Below are 22,124 nucleotides of genomic sequence, written 5' to 3' on the forward strand. Positions count from 1 at the left end.
AATCGGAAGAAATGAATCAAAATAGAATCTTGCAGCCAACAACTATCGTTATTTTTGGTGCTACAGGAGATCTGGCAAAAAGAAAACTTTTTCCGGCATTTTATAACTTATATATCGATGGAAGAATGCCCAAAGGCTTTAATATTGTAGCATTGGGAAGGGCAGAAAATACCAACGAAAATTTCAGAAATTATATCAAAGAAAACCTTGAGAGCTTCTCCAGAAAAAAAGTAACTTCTGAAGACTGGGCTGGTTTTCAGGCTCATATTACTTATTTTCAGCATCAGCTGGATGAAGAAAGCTCTTATCACAATTTACAGCAGAAATTACAGGATTTTGATTCCGTATATGGGGTAAGAGCAAACAGGTTGTTTTACTTATCCATCGGGCCTAATTTTATTGCTACCATATCCAATCATATCAAAACGACTTCATTGGCTTCTGATCCTAAGAAAGACCGTATTATTATTGAAAAACCTTTTGGACATAATAAACAGTCGGCGATTGAATTGAACAGCCTTTTGGCTAAAACTTTTGAAGAAGAACAGGTCTATCGTATCGACCACTATCTGGGGAAAGAAACCGTACAGAATATATTAGCATTCAGATTTGGAAATTCTATTTTTGAACCTTTGTGGGATCATAAATACATAGAATCAGTACAGATTACAGTAGCGGAAGAAGTGGGGGTAGAGACAAGAGGAACTTTTTACGAACAGACAGGAGCGTTAAGGGATATGATTCAGAACCACCTGTTGCAGATTCTGTGTATGGTGGCTATGGAACCACCGGCTTCATTACAGTCCGGTGAAATCAGAGACCGAAAAGTTGACGTTCTGAAATCTATCCGTAGAATATCTTCCGACCAGGTTGAACATTATGCAGTAAGAGGCCAGTATGGAAAAGGAACTATCAATGGAGTGGAAGTGAAAGGCTATCGTCAGGAAGACGGAATTGCTTCGGATTCCAATACAGAAACTTTTGCAGCGATTAAATTTTATCTGGATAACGAAAGATGGCAGGATGTTCCTTTTTATGTCCGTACCGGAAAGAAAATGAAAGAAAAGCATTCTTATATTACCATTCAGTTTAAACCGCTTCCTCACTCAACGTTCTCAGACAGTCCGCATCATTTATCTGCTAACAGGCTGATTATTAATATTCAGCCCATGATGGATATCAGATTACAGTTCATGACCAAAAAACCGGGACTGACGCTGGATTTGAAACCTGCGGAAATGATTTTCGATAATTTTGCCTGTAAAGAAGATACTCCGGAAGCTTATGAAACTTTGCTGCAGGATGCTCTTTTAGGAGATCTTACCTTATTTATGCGTTCCGACCAGGTGGAAGAAGCATGGGATGTTGTCACAACCATACAGGAAGCCTGGGAAAATGATAAAGATCTTTCTTTCCCCAATTACAAAGCGGGAAGCTGGGGGCCGGAAGACGTTAATGCTTTGGTAGAAAGACAGGGACACAGCTGGGTATAAAACAATATAAATTTAAAAAAACAGAAAATGAATATTACAGTATTTGACGATCTGGAAAAACTGTACACAAAGGCTGCAGATGCATTTGTTGACCTTTCAAAAAAATCTATTCTGAAAAATGGCCGTTTTGTGGTAGCATTAAGTGGAGGTTCTTCTCCCAAAGCCATTTTCAAACTTTTGGCAACACCGGAATATAAAGAACAGATTGAATGGAATAAAGTCTACTTTTTTTGGGTTGATGAACGTTGGGTTCCTTTAAATGATGATAAAAGCAACTTCCGGATGACGGAGGAGACACTGCTCAGCCAGGTTCCGATAGATCAAAACCATATCTTTCCTATGTATGCTGAAGGAATAGCTCCTGAAGATTATGCAAAAGCTTATGAGCAGCAGATCAGAACCATTCTTGGTGATGATGGTGTTTTTGATTTTATCCTGCTGGGAATGGGAGATGATGGCCATACAGCCTCATTATTTCCAGGGGAAGAAGTGCTAAATGAAAAAGAAAAATGGGTATCTGCCTATTATCTTAAGTCTCAGGAAATGTTCAGAATCACATTGACTGCACCAATAATCAACAATGCTGGTAATATTCTGGCTATTGCATTTGGTGAATCCAAAAAACATGCACTGAATGAAGTATTGAATGGTGAATATAATCCTTCATTGTATCCAATGCAGCTTATTGAGAAGAAGGACGGATTTCAGTTTTTTACAGACGAAAAGGCCAGAGGTTAATACATTTCAATCTTTAAAAATAAGAGACTGTCCTTGGACAGTCTCTCTTCATATCAACTATTCTGGTACCGGATTCCCGGTACATACAATTTTCTGTAGATTAAAACGAAAATAAAGCATGCTAAATGAAAACAGCATCATTAGAAAATTCATGACGCTGCTGCATTTAGTGTTTTTACCTTAGTTGTTTTTTGTTCGAAACTTTTAATTTTTCCAACTCAAATAGTGTTTCTATATAAAATGGTTATTAGTTTGGAGCAAAGATACAAAATAAGACACTAGGTAGTGTCTAAAATCGGAAAAAAAATAAAAATTTTTTAAAACGTGAAAAAAATCCTTTCTAATAGGGTGTTGTAAGAGAATAACAAAATTCTGAAAATTAGGTTTAAGTAAATCTACAACCAAGAAATAAAGAATTTATTATGTGTAATGGGTAAAAAAGCGTGCTTATTAATAAAAGCAGCACCATTATATGATAATGATGCTGCGGGAGTAATGTTTTACCTCAGTAATAGAATATTACAATATTTATACTCCGGGAACTAACGGTACAATCTGCTCTCTCAACCTCACAACTCTGATTGTCTGTTTATATAAAATGGTTATTAGTTTCTGCAAATATATAAATTTAGACACTAAAAAGTGTCTAAAATGAAAAAAAATCATAAACTTGTAGGTTTGAAAGTTTACCATGGAAAGAAAGTCTGTTGCAGGAAGTATCCGGAACAAGGAACGCAGTAAAAAAAAATTTTTGGACGCGGTTGGAAAAATACTGAGAACAAAAGGATATACTGCTTTGAACGTGAATAGTATTGCTGCTACCGCCGGGGTGGATAAGAAAATGATTTATTCTTATTTTGGATGGATACACGGTTTGATTGATGAGTACATCCGGTCACAGGATTACTGGAGCAAAGTAAACATTGAAGAGATTGAAAAAATAAAGCTCAAATTGGATGATGGAGGGAAGTCTTTCATGGAAGAAATGCTTTTATCTCAATTTGACTATGTTTATTCCAGTAAAGAAGCGCAAAAATTCCTTCTTTGGCGCTTATCGGAACCCCGCAAATCTTTAAAAAAACTTACAGAAACCCAGGAAAAAAACGGAGAGTATATTTTTAAATTTTTGATGGATTCACATTTTAAAGATAATGCTGAAGATGTACGCTCTATTGTGGCCATTATGGTTTCAGGACTTCATTACCTGAATATGTTTTCCTCTCTTAATGGAAGCATTTTCTGTGGAATAGATGTCAACACGCCTAAAGGAAGAGATAAGATCAAAAAAGCCATTACTTTCATGTTGCATCATACCTACGAAAACCTCTATAATTCTTAATTTTGAAAATTGAACTTCCTGTAAAAAACAAAACCATTAGAAATCTAATGGTCTGTCTATAAGTTGTGTTTCTACCTTAGTTGTTTCGTGTTTGAAATTGTCTTAAAGTATGGGAACTCAATAATACAATTTGATTGTCTTATTTTTCAACCTAATAGTGTTTTAAAATATATAGTTGGTTTTAGTTTGTACAAATATATAAAATAAGACACTGTGGAGTGTGTAAAATGATAAAATTTTTCTTAATTTTATTTAATTATTTGAATTTCAGTATATTATTTTTTGTTATAAGAGTAAGAACTTCTATTAATTAATATTTTTCAATAGGTTTAACCTGTAAAATACAACAGAATTTCTATTTTATAGTAAGTGTGTGCTTCCTAAAAAGAATAAGTGATAAAAAATAGATATAAAAAAGTATTTTATTTAATATCATTCCATTTTTTGAGATGAAAAAATAGTATCAATATGGAAAAATGATACTGCTGGTTGTTTTTTACCTCAGTCGTTGATGTTCGAAATATTTTAAACTGAGGGAACTAACGATGCAATCTGAATAGTTTTTAATTTTTTAACTTCGATAGTGTTTTTATATATAATGGTTTTAGTTTGTACAAATAGATTAAATTAGACACTTGTTGGTGTTTAAAATGATAAAAAAATTTCTTAAACTTGTATATTGAATGTTTAATCATGGAAAGAAAGTCAGCATCAGGTAGTATTAGGAATAAGGAACGCAGCAAAAAGAAGTTTTTGGATGCTGTTGGAAAAATACTGAAAACGAAGGGACATGCGGGGTTGAAGATTAATGATATTGCTGCTACTGCCGGGGTGGATAAGAAGATGATCTACACCTATTTTGGAGGAATGGATGGCCTGATGGACGAATATGTCCGTACACAAGATTTTTGGGTGAAAGCAACCAGTGAAGAAGTAGAAAAAATGAAGCCGAATCTTGAAGATGGCGGAAGAGAATTTATTGAGCATATGCTGCTTTCCCAGTTTGATTATGTGTACACCAATAAAGAAGCTCAGAAGCTCTTGTTATGGACCATATCCGAACCCAGAAAGTCATTGAAAAAACTTATAGACACCCAGGAAGAAAACGGAGAATATATCTTCAATTTATTAATGGAGTCTCATTTCAAGGATAAAATGGATACCTACCGTTCTATTATGGCCATCATGGTTTCAGGATTGTATTATCTCAATATGTTTTCATCTCTGAACGGAAGTATTTTCTGTGGGATAGATATCAACACTCCTGAAGGACGCGAAAAAATCAAAAAAGCGATATCCTTTATGGTAGACCAGACTTATGATAACCTTTAATCCTTTAATAAAGATAAATCGTAAATAACATAACAAGGGGCAAATCATTGCCCCTTGTTATGTTATTGATGAGTATTCTATCCTTTATGATAAGGACAGCCTGAAGCTGTAACAGAATTTCCATCACTAGTAAAGAACTGCTCTTCAATTACCTTTCTCTGCTCTTCAGGAATATCCTGTATCTTACGAAGGGTGTTTACCTGGATGTGAGGCCAGCTTGTAGTACCTCCATCGTTTCCGAAATCAAATTCAAAGAATACGATCTGCTCATACTGAAGCTGAAGAATCTCTTTTCCATCTTCAATCACAGTCTCTATCCACATATCCATATCCACCTCAACAGTAGGAACAAAACGGTTTACGAAAGGAACATTCAGAACTCCTCCCTGTGCTCCGGTTTTCATTTTGGAAGACATTCTCACATGAACATAATTACTGACTTTCTGACCTCTTAATGTGTCCCTAAGTCTCAGATCAGGGCGCACAGAGTAAGGATATAAATCATCAGCCAGTATTCTCTGGGTATAAATCTTGTTTGAACCCGGATCATTCTTGTCATCCAGTGTTTGATGAACCCAATCCGGTGCAGGTTTATCAAGGTCAATGATTTCTTCTGGCGTTACTCCTGCATTTCCCATTGTACGTGAAATCGAAAGATGATTGGTTTCCCATGCTTCTTTACCATAAGGGAACTGAGGAGAACCTTCAATTAAATAGTACGTTTTTTTATCTTTATTCTGAGGGATGATATCTCCAAGCAAAGTAATGGTACTTCCATGAGGAATAACTCCGCTTCGGGAGATAGAGTAGTCCGGAATAAAATAAGGACCATCAAGCCCTGCTCCAGGCTTTATTTCCTGGGCCGGAATAATTTCATAATAAAGCTGTCCCGGTTGCAGCTGGCTTTGAAGAATATATTGTGGGTTGGCATCTCCGTCCGGTGTTATCCTTAACAAAGGCTCATCTCTGTACTCGCCGGTATATCCGTATTTGGCATCTTCTGTTGAAACGGCATGAATACCACGGTCTCTTTCAATAGATTCTTTCGTTGCTACATGATTATAGACATCACTCAGCCATAGGTACATTCCGTTTTCTTCGTGGATGGGTGTATATTTCAGACCATCCTGTCCTGGTATAGCATTAACACTTTTAATGCTTTGTTCGTATTTAACTGCTCCGCAGAAAAGTTCACTGGCTCCGCCACGGTTACGTACTCCTCCGGGAACGATGGAAAATGTCAGTTTCTCAATATATTCTTCACTGTCAAAAGCGAATTTTCCGGGTATCGTTCCTGAATTGGTTCCGGGGGAAGGCATAATGGTGGTATGTATTCCGCTTGCTAATGATGGTTTTGGAATATCTTTATTGTAATTGACATTATAGCTTACCCAGGTACCATCCAGTGCAGCCAGAACTCCATAATCTACATTATTTTCAATGGCCTGCAGATTGTCTTCTCTGAAAGGTCTCACCGGATCATCAATAAGAAGTTTTGAATATCCATCCATTAATTCAGCCAGATTAACTTCCTTCTGACCCGGCATTTTGCGGAATAACTGTTCTCCTCCCGCTTCCGGACTTTCTTTTTTTCTTTTAAGCATGATATATCGTTTTTATGGTTATAGATTGATGTATTCGAATGTTGGCCCGGCATTAGTCTGCGCATCTAATGGTTGTTTCATCAGATTAACAGCCTGTTCTTTCAAAGCATACATGTACATAACAGATTTCTCCAGTTCTCTCTGATTTCCTTCTACAGCACTTTGTATAGCGTCTAATAAACGTCTGTAGGTTTTATTAAACTCAACAGCCTGTGCATGTAATTCTTTGTTTTTTACATAGTCTTCCATCTTCGGATTAGGTTTCATAGGATAGGCTTCGTTCCAGTCTACCGGAAGATCTTTTCCTGTAGGCGGCGTTGTTACAGGCATCATCCCGTTTTCATCCATGAAAGGCTCATAGTTTCCTCCCAGATAGAAATGCTCATGGAAAACTTCTTTAAACCTGAAATAATGTGCCAGCTCAACCCCTTCTTCAAACTGGGACGGATCTACATCAAAAATAGAGTCATCAGCACCTTCACCTTGCCCTTTGATTTCCTGGAAAACAGCAATGACTCCGGCCAAAGCCTCTACAGAGTGTAATTTCCCTCCGCTTCCATAATATTGTTCCGGACGGATCTGCTTTTTTGAATCTCCTGTAAAAATTCCACCTGTATTTAATTCTTCAAAATTCGTCGGTAGGGTTCCGTGCGCTTTGTAGTAAGCAATGATTTGGAAGATAACAATATAGAAGAATAGAACATCATAGTATTCACCGATGGTGTGTACATTTTCCATGATGAAACCTTTCATATTTTCAAGAGTCCAGAAGTTGTTTTCCTGTAATGCTGCCCTTTGAGAATATAATGCGGAAGAATCGGTTTCGTGATCATATTTGGGAGCTTTTACCAAAGGCTGACTTGGGCTTTCAATTGCAATAAATGTAGCAATACTGTTGCTTGAGAATGTTTCCAGCCCTACATAGAAATCCACATTCATTGGTAATTTCATCGGATAGGTAGGGTAGTTCTCCTGTTTATTAACGGAAGGCTGGATGTCAATAGCGTTCAGAACATTACAAACCATAATCAGGTGAAGCATTTCTTCTACAGCCACACTTCTGATAATTTGTGAAGCCAGAGCATTAGTTCCATCCTTGATTGAGTATAAAGCCGTAAGGTAAGGAGGAATGGTAGAATGTTCAATAAGAATGGCCGTTTGCAATAGGTCTTGTAAAACCGGTTTATAATCAATTTCTGTTACCCCTTTTTTTAATTCCGGAGTTAATGAACCGAACTGAGCTTCCAGATAGGCATTAAAATCTTCAATCTGATCATTCAATAAAAGATTAGTCAGTGTTTTGCTTTGATGTTTTAATCCCTCTATCCAGTCTTCTTTGCTCAATGTTGAATCAAATAATAAAGAAGATAATGAAACACCTTCAGTAACAACGGCGCTTCTTGCTGCCATTCTTCCTGCGGTTAATAACGTTTCCTGCGGCTGTGCTGTTTTATTGATAAGTCTTTGTCTCATATTGTTATTTTTTTAGTAGAATTTCAAGATCAGCAAGGATAGATTCCACCGAACGGATCGTGAATGCTGATAATGTTAAAGTAGGGTTTGAAGTTCCCAGCGTGGTCATATTTCCTGCTCCTACGACGTATAAATTCGGATGATCCCAGGTTTTGCAATAGCTGTTGGTTACAGAATCTTCAGCTTTAGAACCCATTCTGTGAGTTCCTACGATATGGCCGGCTCCGTTGTAAGAATATCTTTTCTTATTGTATATCACAGAGTTTTTGTCTTCCTCTGTATATTTTGTGAAATCCTCAATGTTTAATCTTTTAAACATTTGATCCGAAGCATCTTTTGCCTGCTCCATTGCTTTCATTTCGTACTCTGTCAGTTCATAATGAATAACAGGTCGTGGAATTCCAAGCACATCCAGATACTCATCATTAATGGTTACCCTATTGTTTGGATTCGGGAGCTGTTCAATTTCAAAATGAAATAATACCTGCTTTGAAAGTCTGTCAGTGAGCAGTTTTCTTAATTCTGTCCCAAAACGGTTTTGTTTGATAAAGTAGGCCACGTCAGAACCTGGAGAAAATGCGGGCCAGCCCCATCCCCAATTGTCAAGCGGAGAAATCCATGCTGAAAATTCACCTCTGAAATTTCCATCGCGGAAAGACGAAATGTTTGTGGTAGAACCAGGGCCTCTGTAAGGATAAACAGGTTCAGGGAAAAGTCCCCATGTCAGCATTACCATATGATCCATCAGGTTTCTTCCTACCTGGTCACTGCTGTTAGCGGCTGTTTTTACAATGTTGTTAACGGTATATTTGGAGTTCAGTAGAATTTTTGGATTTTCAAAAGCGTTAGCAGCCAAAATCACAATAGCATCTGAGGTATCAACGGATTCTTCAATAAAATCTGTTTTCTCTTTTGAAGTATATCTTCTTAAATGAACCTTGGAGATTTTATCTTTATCATTTGGGTCAATGCTTAGCCTGTAAACCACACTCTGTGCCTGAATCTGCATGTATGGATTACGGCTCAGGTTATCATTATCATTCATCTTATATAAAGCCTTTTTCAATGTTTTTAAGGCATTGTACTTCGCCTGAACCGGACAGATAGGAACACATGAGGCGTTTCCTTCACAACGTTCTCCCATGTAAGGATTCCATACAGAACCAAGAGCTTTGTATTCTTCTTTTTCAGAACTATCTAGAACCAGTTGATATCCTGAATCTTTTGGTTCGGCTTTGATGATCTTTGTTTTTCCGTATTTTGGATTCGGAATAGAATTTCTTCCCTGTGGAGAAGGTACCATCATTAAAGGAATCTCTCCGGAACTTAGTTTCACGCTGGTGCCTTTAAGTCCCTCAATAATCTTATGATCCATATAACTCTGAGGAATTTCTTCCATCGGGAATACATAATTTCCGTAATACTCTTCCATATTCTCATCAATAGGATATTCTTGTCTGGAAACATCTCCGGAAACTCCGATTTCAAATTCCGCCATCTCATAGTAGGGTCTTAATTCTTCATAGCTTATCGGCCAGTCGACAGGAGTTTTTTCATCAGAATCCGGCTTTGGAATAGTAATGCCGTATTTTTCAGTAAGCCTGAAATCGTTGGGAAGCATTCTTGGAGTAGTTCCCAGCCAGTGAAGCGTAGTTCCGCCTCCTACTCTTATCGCATCACTTGCGAATGGCATAGGCCCAAATTGTACCAGATAGCCTTTTTTATCGGGATATGGCTGAACAATATGTTCCATATCGAGAACATTTGGAGAAGGGGCTTGCTTTAAATTTGGATAAGGAGAATTGGGAACTTTGGCTTCCTCTCTGTAAAAAGTACGGATATATTCATTATAAGTGGTCATTGAGGATACGGAATCTAATTCAATACCTGCTTCCAGCCCCGCCTCATACATGAGTATTGATATTTCTTTGACATTATCCGATTTTCCGGCATCTGCACGATGGACCATTTTTCCTTTGGTTACGTCAAATACATGATCGGACAATAGCTTTGCGATCAATGATCCTGCGATCCCCGTTCCTACGATGATCACATCTTTTTTGTTATTAATCTGGCTCATGAGTGGGTGTTTACGGGTTTAATATTCCATGATTTATATCCTGGCTGTTTGGCTCCCGGAGGGTGGGAGTGCATCAGATTCCATACAAGACCTTCCTTATAAGAAAGATCATTGATATAGGCCCCTTCCCAGGTTCCCAGATACCACATGGTAATTACTTTTCCAGAAATGTCATTCATTCCCGGGTTGCTGATAATTTCAGATTGAATGGCTTTTTTTAATCCCTCTTCACCGGAAGAATTTTCAAGAATATTTTTAGAAACGGTAAGGAATTCCACGAAAGTTGCGGCTTCCAGGCTTTTTAAAACATAGGTATAATAAGTTTCTGCAAGCCCCGTTGACTGAAGTTCGTTCACCGTAAATCCGGTAAGCGCTTCCGAGATAGACATAAACACGTCGAAATAATAATCGTCGACGTTGAGAATTTTGTTAATAATATTCATTTCGTAAAAAAATTTGGGTTAGATATCTTCAACTCCCTTTATCGGAAGATGATCAAGCCAATTGATCTACAGCTGCCAATTTTTCAGATACCACCTCTTTTTCAGAAATGATTGAATGTATTTCAAGCGATCCATAGTTATCAATTTTGTTTATCCGAAATTAATCAGATCCCATCAGATACGATTCAGTATTTCTACGTAATTTGTTTTTATTTGATTTTAATTTTTTGTAATAAAACCTTTACGTAAAGTAGTTTCAAGAGGTTTTATTTTCACTTAGTTTAGAATTAATTTAAATAGTGTGGTAGTGAATATAGAACCGGATTTCAATATCGGGAAATTAATATCCTTAAAAATAATAATAAATTGATGTTTTAAAATTATTTATATTTACTAATAAAAAGATAGTAGTTACTAAAAGGTTAGTAATAACATTTAGGTTAGTAATTTGTGAAAACAAAGACAATGGAAGAAGAAAAAATAGTGTATTCAAGGCCGCAATGCAGTACCCATCTGTCTGCTACAGAGGATGCTTTGTATGTTTTGGGAGGCAGATGGACCATCCGGGTAATGATTGCTATTCTGGGCGGCCATACACGCTTCAATGAACTGCAGAGAACCATCAGTGGAATTTCAGCAAGAGTATTATCCAGTGAATTGAAAAAGCTGGAGGTTAATCATTTGGTAGAAAGAACCGTTACTGCAGATCAGAAGCCGGTTCTGGTAGAATATGTTCCCACGGAATATAGCAAGTCATTGAAAGATGTTATTGCAGCACTGGCAGATTGGGGAGCAAAGCATAAAAAGAAAATTACAGCCTGATATCAGAGCAGAAGAGTAGTGTTGACATTAGAAAATACTGTTTGTTGGTATTTGATAAGTTACAGTATTGCTTACACTTTAAATATTTTTACTCAAATTAATAATAAGAAAATGGTCATAAGCGAAGAATTATTATTTTCCCACGGAGCCACTCTGGAAAGTTATGAGGCAGGAGATGCCATTTTTCAGGAAGGTGTCGCAGCAAAATATTATTTCCAGATCAGACAAGGTACAGTAAAACTGAATACGTTTTTGGAAGATGGAAAAGAATTTGTTCATGGACTTCCTTTTGATGGACATTGCATTGGTGAAAGCTATTTATTTACCGATCATCATTATGCCATCAATGCTATTGCGGTTACCAGCTGTGAAATTATTAGAATTTCCAGAACCAAACTTCTCGAAATACTACTGGTAAATCCTGAATTACTACTTGAAATTAATAAATATATAGCGGACAGAATGCATTTCAGGTATATGATTTCCAGCTTTCTGGCAATTTCGGATCCTATTATAAAACTCATGAAGCTTTTTGATCATATTAAAAAGTATTTCGGATTTGAAGAAGCCTATTCATTTCTGATTCCCTACACCAGGCAGCAAATAGCAACCTTAACCGGTCTTCGGGTGGAGACAGTGATCCGGTATGTCAAGAAAATGGAAGTGCAGAAGATGGTTAAAATTGAAAGTACAAAAATTTATTATTAGCTTTTGGTAATTTATTTTCAGTTTTCTGATTATTTTAAAATTAAAACAGGCTGGCAGGTATTTTGGTAAATTCCTTCGGAAATACTTCTGCTTGCAAGATAATACAAAAAGCTGTGTTTACCGGGGAGCGCAATAATAAGATCTGATTTGTCAGATGCCGCAAAGTTTAAGATACCTTGTATAATATTTTCATCATGAGAATAATGGATACTGCTTGGAATTTCCGTTAGATGTTCACGTATATAATCTTCAAGTTCTTTTTTCTGGTTCTTATCCTCTTTTTCGGAGGTCTTGATGTTTAAAAATGAAAGACGAACATCTTGTTTATGAATAACAGATTTGTGATGGAACAGTCTTTCTAGTCTTTTAATACCCTTAATATCACAGGGAATAAATATATTCTTAATAGGCGAATAATGGTAACTGTTAGGAACAATTAATGTTTTCACAGGACTTGTTCTGGCAATACTGATAATATTCTCAGAAACAAAACTCTCAGTGAAAGAAGTCTGATCATCACTTCCCAGAATAATCAGCTCTACAGAAGGCTGGTTTTTTAAAAGCTCATTGATACTCCTTGTCAGTGTCCAATCACTCAATACCCTGGAAACCTTTATTTCAGTTGATTTTTCAGCGATGATATCCGCTAGCTGATCAAATAACAATTCAGTCCTTTGTAACAGGTTGTTCACACTTTCTTCATTCACAAATGAATGTCCTTCTGCGATGTGCAGATAATCAAACTCAGATTCTCCCGCTGTTTTGAGTAGGATAATATTTTGATATTCGTAGGTTTTTGCCCAGTCTGCGGCAACGCTTACTGCATTTTCCGTAGTTGATGTAAAATCAACAGGTACAAGAATTGTTCTCATTTTGTATCATCTTTTAATGCTTATTCTTCCAGATTGGCTGTCATTTTTTTTACCAAAAGCAGTGCTTTGCTGACCTCTGCCTCATCAATACCGTCAACAGCTTTTTTATAAAGATTCAATGCCCAGGGATAAACTGTTTCTACAATCTGTTTACCCTTAGGAGTCAAAAAGATCTGTTTATTTCTCCTGTCATTCTTATCAGCTGTTCTTTCCACCAAATCTCTTTTTACAAGGCTGTTGATGAGATACGTAATGCTTGATTTGTCTTTACTCACTTTATTTCCTATTTCCTGCTGATTGATTCCGTCATTTCGTGAAAGTAATCCCAGAATTTCGATCAGTTCAAAAGAAAGATCCGGATCATATTCATTAATGCTGTTCTGTATTTTCTGCCGGAGACGGCTTTTCATTTCGCTCATCGCCAGACCAAGTTCCAGGGCCAGTTCTGATATGTTATTTTGTTTTGCAGACATTATATTTTGATAATAATGATTGTATAGGATAAGTTTTATCTTAATAGGTCTTGTAGTAAACTTCTCCTATCAAATATACGGAAAATTAGTTTTAATTAAAACTAATTGAGGGTGAAATATTCTGTCAAAAAGATAAAACAGCCAATTAAACCTATAGAAATCAGCATTGTAGGATGATGATGGAATGGAATAAGAAAAGGCATTGATGAATGGGTAAAACAGAAATAAAAAAAGCAGAGATTAATTCCCTGCTTTTTCTTTTTTTACAGTCTGATACATAATAAGGATAATTCCCAAAAGGAAACATGCAATGATCAGATATCGCCAGGACAGCCCCATTTGATCAGTTACAGTGCCACTTACAGAAATAATAAAACTGGTTACCGAAGTGATCACATATACCAATCCACCCATTAAACCTCCGGCTGTTCCTGCATTTTTAGGAAAGTAAAGCATACTTGTCGTAAAAAAAGAGGTAAATAAAATTCCGGAACAGATATGAATGAAAAAGGCAAAAGGAATCATAATGAAAAGGCTTTCTGCAAAATAGCTGGTGGTGATCAACGCTGCAATCAGAATCAGCTGTAAAAGTATAGGCTGGAGAATTCTTGGTTTAAAATCCAAAGTGAGTCTGCGTTTTCCTATAAATCCTCCGATCATCCAGGAGAATCCTAAGATCAGGGTACAGTAGCCAATCACTACCGGAGTAAAATGAAAAGTGTTTTCAATGATAAATGGTCCGGTAATATTGAATAACATTACGATAGAGTAGCTCAGTCCTAAAATGAAAATCCCCAACATGAAAATCCTGTTTTTCAACATCATTTTGTAAAGACTTATATTCTCTGAAAGATCCAGCTTCTTTTTCTGGGGAAGACTCTCTTCACTAAAAAACCACTCAAAAAGAAACAAAAATCCTGCATAAGCGGCCAAAAAATAAAAATTCGCATGCCAGTTAAAGATTTTCTCAAGATATCCTCCAAGGAAAGGAGCCAGAATAGGACCGCAGGACCATACAATGGTGAAGTAGCTCAGATAATGCTTTACCCTTTCCGCATCATAAATATCCACAAAGATAGCACGCGTAGCCACAACAAGTACTGAAACTGCAGTTCCCTGAAGAATACGAAGCAGACAGATCAGTAAAATACTGTTTGTCATCGTTATTAAAATACTGGTCAGAATCAACAGAAATAATGCTATCAATTTGGGACGGTAACGACCAATGCTATCAAGAATTCCCCCTACAAACAATTGGGAAATCCCGTAGCTCAACAGATATGACGTTAGGGTAATCTGAATATCTTTTTCCGAAACCATCATTTCTTTGGCCATAGAAGGGAACGATGGTAAATAAATATCCGTGACAAACCCGGAAAGCGGGATAGACACGAAAGCCATAATGGTAATTAATCTGATTCGTTGCTCAGATGCTTCTCTCAACATATTCATTCATTTTTTACATTGCAAAAATAAGTCAGGAAATATAAAAGTGAATTTTAAAAGACAAAGTAAAAATTACAAAAATCAAATATTAAGAGAGATTCTTAAATTTTAAGGGCGAAGTCCGGGCATGCTTTTTAAAAAAATTATTAAAATGAGCAGGCTGATCAAACCCTAAAGTATAGCCTATCTGGGCAATATCCCAATTGGTATACTTCAGCAGATTTTTAGACTCTTCAAACATTTTTTCTTTAATAATCTGTGTGGTTGTAAGATTGGTTACAGATTTTACGGACGAGTTCAGATGATTGACATGTACGTTTAGATGTGCGGCAAAATCAGAAGGTGTTTTTAAGGCCAGCGGATAAGCAGGAGAGTCCAGAGGAAACTGTTTGTTGAGCAATTCATCGAATAATTTATACAGACGTACATTGGCGGGAAGCTCATTAGGATTGATATCTTCCATACGGTTTTCCAGTGCCAGATGCATTACAGAGGCAAGATTGCTTTTGATACTGCTGCAACGGAAAGGATACGTAGAATTATTCATTCTGTAGATCTGATCAAAATACAAAGTGGCCAGCTGGGTCTGTTCTTCATTGAGAAAAACAACAGGTTTGCTCCATTCTTTGAACATGGAAGTTTTTTTAAACAGATTAAATTCTGAATTTCCATTAAAAAACTCCTGGTTGAACAAACAGAAATACCCTTCCTGAAAATCACTTTCGCACTCCCATGAATAAGGAATGCTTGGAGAAGGGAAAAATAAAGCAGGACCATCTATAAACAACTGATGTGCGCCATAATGAATAGTTCCTTTTCCAATGATAAAGCTTATTTTATAATAATCACGACGGTTGTAAGGACTTTTAAAGCTGCAGTATCTCCGCATGGAAATATTAAAATGGGATTTTCCGGTTTCAAAATCCTCAGAATCAAATATCTTGATCTGATCTTTACGGATGCGTCTGTAATAATCTTCTATCGTTTCCAGCTGATCACTCATAAGTAGAAATTATAAAAATCAAAGATAGGTAAAGTATTATTCACTCAAAATAATTTTAAATGAGATAATAGAAATTAGGATGATAGCCTTCCTCAATAGTTGCAAGACTAAAAAATGATGTACACTATTATATATGCAAATATCTATACCATCTATGGTTAAAAAGTGGCTTGATTAACCTTTATTAATCTCCAGTTCCAAAATAATGAGACGGCAGTTGAAAAGGTCCGGCTTTTACATTCTTTTTGTAATGCATAAAGAGAAGAATCAATAATAGGAATAAGATCAGAAATTCCCTCTTCAGAACCTACTGTAAATTTTGAAATGATATCCATGGGATCTTTTTTATTTAAAAATATAAGGATTAATTCATCCAAAAAGGATACAGTTGGTGAAAATACCACTGGCACAGAAATTATTTGTTTAAAATATCCTGTATCATTAAATTTTTAGTATAAAATACTGATAGAAATAGAATAGAGCTGCAATTTTAAAGCGTTAAGAGTTATAAAGTTATTAAGAAGAATTGTATAAAATCAAGTGATGTATATAAGAATATTGTAATACAGAATTATCATAATCTTATCGATTGGTGTTGATTTTTAATGACTTACTTAGAACTCAACTCACGCATTGTATGAAATCCAATTACACGGCTTATATTCTATAATAATTTGATTTTATTTTAAAAATTAAATTGAATTTGAAAAAGACAAAAAAAAATCATTGAATCCGCTATTTTTTTTCGACACAATTAGGCTGGAATCACCATAAAACCTATATTTGCACCCTAAATTTTTAAATAAATGAAAGAACTAATTGAAAAAATCAACGCAGAATTTGAAGCGTTCACAACTGAGGCAAACCAACAAGCGGAAAAAGGAAACAAAGCAGCTGGTACAAGAGCTCGTAAAGCAGCTTTAGAACTAAGCAAATTGTTCAAAGAATTCAGAAAAGTTTCTGTAGAAGAAGCTAAGAAATAATTCACCTTTAGCCGGCTTTTGAAGCCGGTTTTTTTATATACTGATTTCAATGGTATTTTCTTTGAAATAGGTTATTCTTACAGAAAGTGAATTGCCACTTCTAAAAATCATAAAGGCTGTCGGATTGATGACCTTTTTTGTAGATTATAGTTATTGATGAATTTTTATTGTTGTTTTTGAATAAAATATTGATAAAAATAATTGAAAAGCCTCTTTTTTAGGTTTAATTTTTCATCATCTCCCTGATTTCTTTTATCTTTAAACCAATCAATATATATTATGAGGATAAATAGATTTTTTGCAGTGCCTGCAGTAGTGCTGGCTGCTCAGTTTTCATGGGCTCAGGTAAAGGTTGACCCAAAAGAAAGGCTTAGCCCTGTCGTAAAAAGTTTTGTAGATGAAGTTAATAATAATTCCCAGCTGGAAAACCTGGCCTCTGAACTGTTGGATGGGATAGGCCCCCGCCTTGTAGGGACTCCCGAAATGCTGGCAGCAAATGAATGGAGTGCCAATAAACTTCGCTCCTGGGGAGTAGATGCGAATCTTCAGCAATTCGGAACATGGAAAGGATGGCAGAGAGGAACTACTCATGTTGATATGACCTATCCACGCATAAAATCCCTTTCTGCAACACAGCTGGCGTGGAGTCCGGCTACCAAAAAAGCGATTGAGGCAGAAGTGATTATTCTTCCGAAAGTATCTTCTAAAGCTGAATTGGATCAATGGCTACCATCGGTGAAAGGAAAAATTGTGCTGATGGCACAATACCAGAAAATCGGACGTTCTGATGAGCAGATCAAAGAATTTGCAACGCCAGAATTGTATGAAAAGCTTAAAGCTGAAAAAGATCAGGCTGCCAAAGATTTTGCAGCATATATAAAGAATATCGGGTATGATAATAACACGCTTCCCGAAGCATTGGAAAAAGCAGGAGCGGCAGGTATTGCCATTTCAAACTGGACTGGTATTATGGGAGCTAACAGAATATTTGGTGCGAAAACAACCAAAATTCCAATGATCGACATTGATTTGGAAGACTATGGAATGCTTTATAGAATGGCAGAAAAAGGAACTCAGCCTAAAATTAAAATTGATGCTCAGTCAAAAGTACTTCCTGAGGCTAAAAGTTTCAATACAATTGGAATGATCAAAGGAAAAGAAAAGCCTGATGAATATGTGATTCTTTCCGCTCATCTTGACTCATGGGACGGAGCTCAGGGAGCTACAGATAACGGAACAGGAACGATCACGATGCTGGAGACCATGAGAATTCTGAAGAAATATTATCCTGATAACAAGAGAACAATTGTAATCGGACTTTGGGGAAGTGAAGAACAGGGGCTCAATGGTTCTAGAGGTTTTGTGGCAGATAATCCTCAGATCATTAAAGGAGTACAAGCTGCTTTTAATCAGGATAACGGAACAGGACGTGTTGTCAACATCAGCGGACAAGGATTTGTAAAAGCTTATGACTATGTAGGAAGATGGCTGGATGGGGTTCCAAAAGCGGTAAGAAGTCATATTAAAACTGATTTTCCAGGAATGCCTGGAGGTGGCGGCTCTGATCATGCTTCTTTCGTGGCAGCAGGAGTACCCGGAATATCTTTAGGTTCTCTGAACTGGGGCTATTTTGGATATACATGGCATACAACGAAAGATACTTATGACAAAATCGTTTTTGATGAGGTGAAAAATAATGTAATTTTAACCGCAGCATTAGCTTACATGGCATCCGAAGATCCTGAATTCAGCAACAGAGAAAAAAGAGCAATGCCTCAGGATGAAAAAGGAGAGACTGTAAAATGGCCTGAACTAAAAGAGCCTAGAAGAAGCTCTAAGGACTATAAATAGTTTTCTTGATTCAAAACAATAAAAGAATAAATGTGATATTCTGATATCTTATTCTTTTTTGCCGTTATTGGCTAAACCATTTATTTATAATTAAATAATATATGTTTAGCCAATAACGGCATTTTTAATTATGAATTTTCTAAGAATTAGAATGTTTCTTCTCCTCTGAAACTAAATAGGAAAGAGATAAAATTCTGTTATCCTTCATGTGAATTGATTAAATACTGAATAAACTTTTCCATTTTGCTACGGTATTACGACTCAGCTTAAAATGTAAAGCAAGCCTTGTATTATTAAGGCAATTCTTTTTTTGATATTCAAGAATTTTGTAGATCGTTTCTTTATTGTAAGAACGGTGGGACTGATTAACCTTAAGGTTCTGGTTATAATTAAATATGATTCTATTAATTTCTATCACATCAAACGCTGAGAGGTTTTTCTTGGCTAAAATCCTTGCGCATTCATGCTTCTTTTCCGGATGTTTCAGATCGACAATATCACTGTAAATTTTTTTATAATCAGGTGTCATTGAGGGAGATTTTTTGTGATGATCCATTTGTAATATAATTGTAATATAATGATGTAGATTTTATCAATTTATAGTTCCTTTTTAATGAACTGTATTTGAATGAAAATAAATACCAGAGTTCTTAAATTAATTAAAGAAGGTTTCTCAAACAATCATAAGAATGCTTTCAATATCTGAAGATAATAAAGTAAACTGCTTTTGAACTTTACAACAGATGTATCCTTTAATACCACTTACGGCTCTAGTACTTGGTCTTAATATCAACTAAACGATTTGCTAGCTAATAAAAAGTATGTAGTTTGTGTTTTCATGTAAAAGTATATTTTCTATTCTATATACTCCAATGTTTTGGATACATCATGTATACAGCTTTTGTTGAATGGTAAAAAATACAGAAATCTGCTACCCATACGAGTTAATTACTTCCCAAAAGTCAAAACAGAGTTATTTACTTGAAAATATGCGTGTTTCATTGTGTTGTATTTTTGATGTATATGTTATTTGGTGGATCGCAATGCTTATTTTATACTTTTGCGGCAAAACAAAAAAAGGATGGAGAAAAAATGTATTAACCTTGCTGGTAATATATCTGTAGGGTATATATTCCCAAGTCGGGATTAGTACTTCTGGTCTTAAAATTACTCTAGATATAGTAGAGGTCCAATGCAATTAACTATACCAGACAGTATTATTGCACCAAGAATTACGAGAGCTCAGCTTAAAATAAAATATACCTCTTCCGAAAGAGAAGTTTTTGTTACTGTTCAAACAGTGAATGTAACTTTCTCAGTTCACTTTTTCTTTGATGGTAAAGTATGGATAGAACTGAACTACGGAAATTTCGACACTACCAACGATACAGTAATTAATCCTCTAATGTAAGAGTAGAACTCAGATTTACTTTCAATGGTTCTACTGTACGTACAGAAGTCTTCAGGAAAACGAATGGAATATAGTGCAGCATTACAAAGTGATCGAAGGAGTTCAGCATAGTTTTATGACTATTCCCAACACGATTATTATCATTCAAAAACCAAATTCAAAAAAAATCATAAAATAAAAGAATAATGACTGGAATTATTTCCATATCGATTCAACGTAATATCGACAGAACAGTAATTGAATATACAATATGATCAGAGTGGGCATAAAAAGAATATTTCAATCTTTAATAATGGTATTTTCCTGTCTGTCTATTTTCACTGTCTTATATTCACAAAATTATACTCCAGGGCAAATAGATAGCGCATTAATAACTAAGTCTGAAAAATTTAGAATAAGAGGCCAAAAAGAGGAATTAATTTGTTTAAATGAAAAATACATTATTATTTCGAAAAATCAAAAGTATCTAAAAGGAGAGATTTTAGGGTATATCAATATTGCTAATATGTATGCAACTGTAGGTGACTATAAAAATTCTTTTTATTATTTGCAGAAGGCTGAAAAAAAAATTAAAAAAATCAATAATGCTTATTTATCTGCAAAACTTTACCAGGAATACGGACAGGTTAATTATGCTATTGGTTTGTACATAAAAGCTTTAAAATACAACGCACTGTCTATTTATTACGGTAAGCTGATTTCCAGTGATAACGAAAAGGAAATATTATCAGGTATTTATGCAAATAGGGCAGATTTTCTACATAATACTCACAGGGATGACTCGTCACTGATTTATTTGCACAGAGCATTAAAAATAAAATCAAGCCCGGTAATCAATTCATTGATAGCGGATTATTATATGGTTTATAAAAGGAATACAGATTCGTCTTCGTATTATTTGAATAATGCATTGGAATTACTGCAGAAAATGAATTACTGGAATATTCAAAGAGGGCAGACCTATTACTATTACGGTAATTTTCTTAGTAAAATGAAAGAGCATGAAAAAGCATTGCTGTATTATAAAAAGTCTGCTGCTATTCTGGAAAGAACCAAGAGGGTGTATAACATTCCTTTGCTATACAGTGCAATATCGAGTACCTATGGGGTTTTAAATGATGAAGAGAAAGAAAAAGAATATCTTGAAAAGTATACCCAACTAAAAGATAGTTTAAGCAGGATAAGCAATGAAAGTGTAAATACTTCAATTGATAAAATTATAGGAGAAAATGAATCTGAAAATATCTCAAAAAAGAATATATTTTTATTTTATAATATTGTAATTTTTTGTCTTGTTGTCATTTTGCTCTTTGTCTATATTCATGATCAAAAGAATAAAGACATCATAAAGCAGAAGGAATTTGAAACGGATATTTTAAAAGAAAAACTCAATAATTCCTACGATTGTATCATTAATCTGGCTAAAAAAAATGATCCTGGTTTTCTCAATAAATTTCAGGAAGCATATCCGGACTTTGTTAAAAAGATGCTTGCAATAAATTCTAATTTGTCAAAATCTGATTTAACTTTTTGTGCAATGATATTGTTGGGATTTACATCAAAAGAGATTGCACAATATACTTTTGTGGAACATCGGTCTGTTCAGAATAAAAAGTACAGGCTTAGGAAAAAAATAAATATTTCTTCAGATGTTGATCTGTATCTTTTCTTTAAAAATCTCTCTGATGATTGGGTGGAGAATAATAAATCAAGGTAGGAGTAATGACTTCTTTGAAATAGATATGTACTGGGGTCTAGAGTTTTGTAGAGGCTGTTTTTTAATGAAGTATCTTCAATGTATATTTATTATAAAAGCATGTGGTGTTATAGATCTGTATAAAAATTTTATAAAATAAAAGATGCATTATTAAAAAGTAACCTATTACAAGCATTTTTTGTTCCTTATACTATTCTTCCCAAATCGGAATTAACACCTATTTTCCTATTAAAATGGCCAAAATAGCGGATTATAGTGTTCCATAGTTTTATTTTAACTTCTAACTAAAAAAACACTCTATTTTTCAAATATTTATTGAATATTATTTTAAAATAG

21 protein-coding genes are annotated in these 22,124 nt (G+C 35.3%); 10 read left to right on the forward strand and 11 right to left on the reverse strand.

Going from position 1 to position 22,124, the window contains the following annotated elements; all coding sequences use genetic code 11:
* Window positions 1–11 precede the first annotated feature (11 nt).
* The 4 genes from zwf to ACODR7_RS12790 all read left to right on the forward strand — a co-directional run bounded on the left by zwf (window position 12) and on the right by ACODR7_RS12790 (window position 4,902).
* Window positions 12–1,493, forward strand: coding sequence for a glucose-6-phosphate dehydrogenase (gene zwf, locus ACODR7_RS12775; protein WP_488839525.1), 1,482 nt, complete (start codon window positions 12–14; stop codon window positions 1,491–1,493).
* A 27-nt stretch (window positions 1,494–1,520) separates the two neighbouring features.
* Window positions 1,521–2,231 carry a 6-phosphogluconolactonase gene (gene pgl / locus ACODR7_RS12780; protein WP_488839527.1) on the forward strand — a complete coding sequence of 237 codons (711 nt, stop codon included), beginning with the start codon at window positions 1,521–1,523 and terminating at the stop codon, window positions 2,229–2,231.
* Window positions 2,232–2,922: 691 nt separating this feature from the next.
* A complete protein-coding gene (locus ACODR7_RS12785) occupies window positions 2,923–3,570 on the forward strand; it encodes a TetR/AcrR family transcriptional regulator (RefSeq protein ID WP_488839528.1) in 648 nt (215 codons plus the stop codon).
* A gap of 693 nt (window positions 3,571–4,263) precedes the next feature.
* Window positions 4,264–4,902 (forward strand): TetR/AcrR family transcriptional regulator, encoded by a 639-nt coding sequence (locus ACODR7_RS12790; RefSeq protein WP_488839530.1) that lies wholly within the window; start codon window positions 4,264–4,266, stop codon window positions 4,900–4,902.
* Between the two features lie 77 nt (window positions 4,903–4,979).
* Here ACODR7_RS12790 and ACODR7_RS12795 read toward each other — a convergent pair whose 3' ends face one another.
* Genes ACODR7_RS12795 through ACODR7_RS12810 form a run of 4 tightly spaced genes read right to left on the reverse strand, consistent with a single transcriptional unit; the run spans window position 4,980 to window position 10,502 of the window.
* Complete coding sequence (locus ACODR7_RS12795; RefSeq protein WP_488839532.1) at window positions 4,980–6,506, reverse strand: peroxidase, FMP-type; 1,527 nt, start codon at window positions 6,504–6,506, stop codon at window positions 4,980–4,982.
* Window positions 6,507–6,524: 18 nt separating this feature from the next.
* Window positions 6,525–7,979, reverse strand: a complete 1,455-nt coding sequence (locus tag ACODR7_RS12800) for a ferritin-like domain-containing protein (protein ID WP_488839534.1) — start codon at window positions 7,977–7,979, stop codon at window positions 6,525–6,527.
* Window positions 7,980–7,983: 4 nt separating this feature from the next.
* Window positions 7,984–10,059, reverse strand: a complete 2,076-nt coding sequence (locus ACODR7_RS12805) for a GMC oxidoreductase (RefSeq protein ID WP_488839536.1) — start codon at window positions 10,057–10,059, stop codon at window positions 7,984–7,986.
* Entirely contained in the window at window positions 10,056–10,502 is a 447-nt protein-coding gene (locus tag ACODR7_RS12810) for a hypothetical protein (protein WP_076597890.1), read from the reverse strand. The genes ACODR7_RS12805 and ACODR7_RS12810 overlap by 4 nt, the downstream gene beginning before the upstream one ends.
* A gap of 465 nt (window positions 10,503–10,967) precedes the next feature.
* On the opposite strand from ACODR7_RS12810, the gene ACODR7_RS12815 reads away from it, so the two are divergent.
* Window positions 10,968–11,324: a winged helix-turn-helix transcriptional regulator gene (locus ACODR7_RS12815; protein ID WP_488839538.1), complete on the forward strand. Its 357-nt coding sequence runs from the start codon at window positions 10,968–10,970 to the stop codon at window positions 11,322–11,324.
* A gap of 111 nt (window positions 11,325–11,435) precedes the next feature.
* Window positions 11,436–12,032: a Crp/Fnr family transcriptional regulator gene (locus tag ACODR7_RS12820; RefSeq protein ID WP_488839540.1), complete on the forward strand. Its 597-nt coding sequence runs from the start codon at window positions 11,436–11,438 to the stop codon at window positions 12,030–12,032.
* A 29-nt stretch (window positions 12,033–12,061) separates the two neighbouring features.
* Here the strand turns inward: ACODR7_RS12820 and ACODR7_RS12825 are convergent, their stop codons facing one another.
* The 5 genes from ACODR7_RS12825 to ACODR7_RS12845 form a co-directional block, all read right to left on the reverse strand.
* Window positions 12,062–12,904, reverse strand: coding sequence for a universal stress protein (locus ACODR7_RS12825; RefSeq protein WP_488839542.1), 843 nt, complete (start codon window positions 12,902–12,904; stop codon window positions 12,062–12,064).
* A gap of 20 nt (window positions 12,905–12,924) precedes the next feature.
* A complete protein-coding gene (locus ACODR7_RS12830; protein ID WP_488839544.1) occupies window positions 12,925–13,377 on the reverse strand; it encodes a MarR family winged helix-turn-helix transcriptional regulator in 453 nt (150 codons plus the stop codon).
* Between the two features lie 240 nt (window positions 13,378–13,617).
* Window positions 13,618–14,823 (reverse strand): MFS transporter, encoded by a 1,206-nt coding sequence (locus ACODR7_RS12835; RefSeq protein ID WP_488839546.1) that lies wholly within the window; start codon window positions 14,821–14,823, stop codon window positions 13,618–13,620.
* 88 nt (window positions 14,824–14,911) lie between these two features.
* A complete protein-coding gene (locus tag ACODR7_RS12840) occupies window positions 14,912–15,826 on the reverse strand; it encodes a helix-turn-helix domain-containing protein (RefSeq protein ID WP_076597884.1) in 915 nt (304 codons plus the stop codon).
* 158 nt (window positions 15,827–15,984) lie between these two features.
* Window positions 15,985–16,203, reverse strand: coding sequence for a hypothetical protein (locus tag ACODR7_RS12845; protein WP_488839548.1), 219 nt, complete (start codon window positions 16,201–16,203; stop codon window positions 15,985–15,987).
* Between the two features lie 429 nt (window positions 16,204–16,632).
* Between ACODR7_RS12845 and ACODR7_RS12850 the strand changes: the two genes are divergently transcribed.
* A complete protein-coding gene (locus tag ACODR7_RS12850) occupies window positions 16,633–16,809 on the forward strand; it encodes a histone H1 (protein ID WP_002978882.1) in 177 nt (58 codons plus the stop codon).
* Between the two features lie 279 nt (window positions 16,810–17,088).
* Complete coding sequence (locus ACODR7_RS12855; protein WP_488839551.1) at window positions 17,089–18,660, forward strand: M28 family peptidase; 1,572 nt, start codon at window positions 17,089–17,091, stop codon at window positions 18,658–18,660.
* 217 nt (window positions 18,661–18,877) lie between these two features.
* On the opposite strand, the gene ACODR7_RS12860 is transcribed toward ACODR7_RS12855, so the two are convergent.
* On the reverse strand, window positions 18,878–19,216 hold the full coding sequence (locus ACODR7_RS12860; RefSeq protein WP_488839553.1) for a helix-turn-helix domain-containing protein: 339 nt from the start codon (window positions 19,214–19,216) through the stop codon (window positions 18,878–18,880).
* 636 nt (window positions 19,217–19,852) lie between these two features.
* Between ACODR7_RS12860 and ACODR7_RS12865 the strand changes: the two genes are divergently transcribed.
* Window positions 19,853–20,071 (forward strand): hypothetical protein, encoded by a 219-nt coding sequence (locus tag ACODR7_RS12865; protein ID WP_488839555.1) that lies wholly within the window; start codon window positions 19,853–19,855, stop codon window positions 20,069–20,071.
* Here the strand turns inward: ACODR7_RS12865 and ACODR7_RS12870 are convergent.
* Window positions 20,055–20,180 (reverse strand): hypothetical protein, encoded by a 126-nt coding sequence (locus ACODR7_RS12870; protein ID WP_488839557.1) that lies wholly within the window; start codon window positions 20,178–20,180, stop codon window positions 20,055–20,057. The genes ACODR7_RS12865 and ACODR7_RS12870 overlap by 17 nt on opposite strands.
* Before the next feature lie 396 nt (window positions 20,181–20,576).
* On the opposite strand from ACODR7_RS12870, the gene ACODR7_RS12875 reads away from it, so the two are divergent.
* Entirely contained in the window at window positions 20,577–21,788 is a 1,212-nt protein-coding gene (locus ACODR7_RS12875; protein ID WP_488839559.1) for a LuxR C-terminal-related transcriptional regulator, read from the forward strand.
* The last annotated feature ends 336 nt before the right edge of the window (window positions 21,789–22,124 follow it).

The organism is Chryseobacterium sp. FG46 (assembly GCF_057809135.1).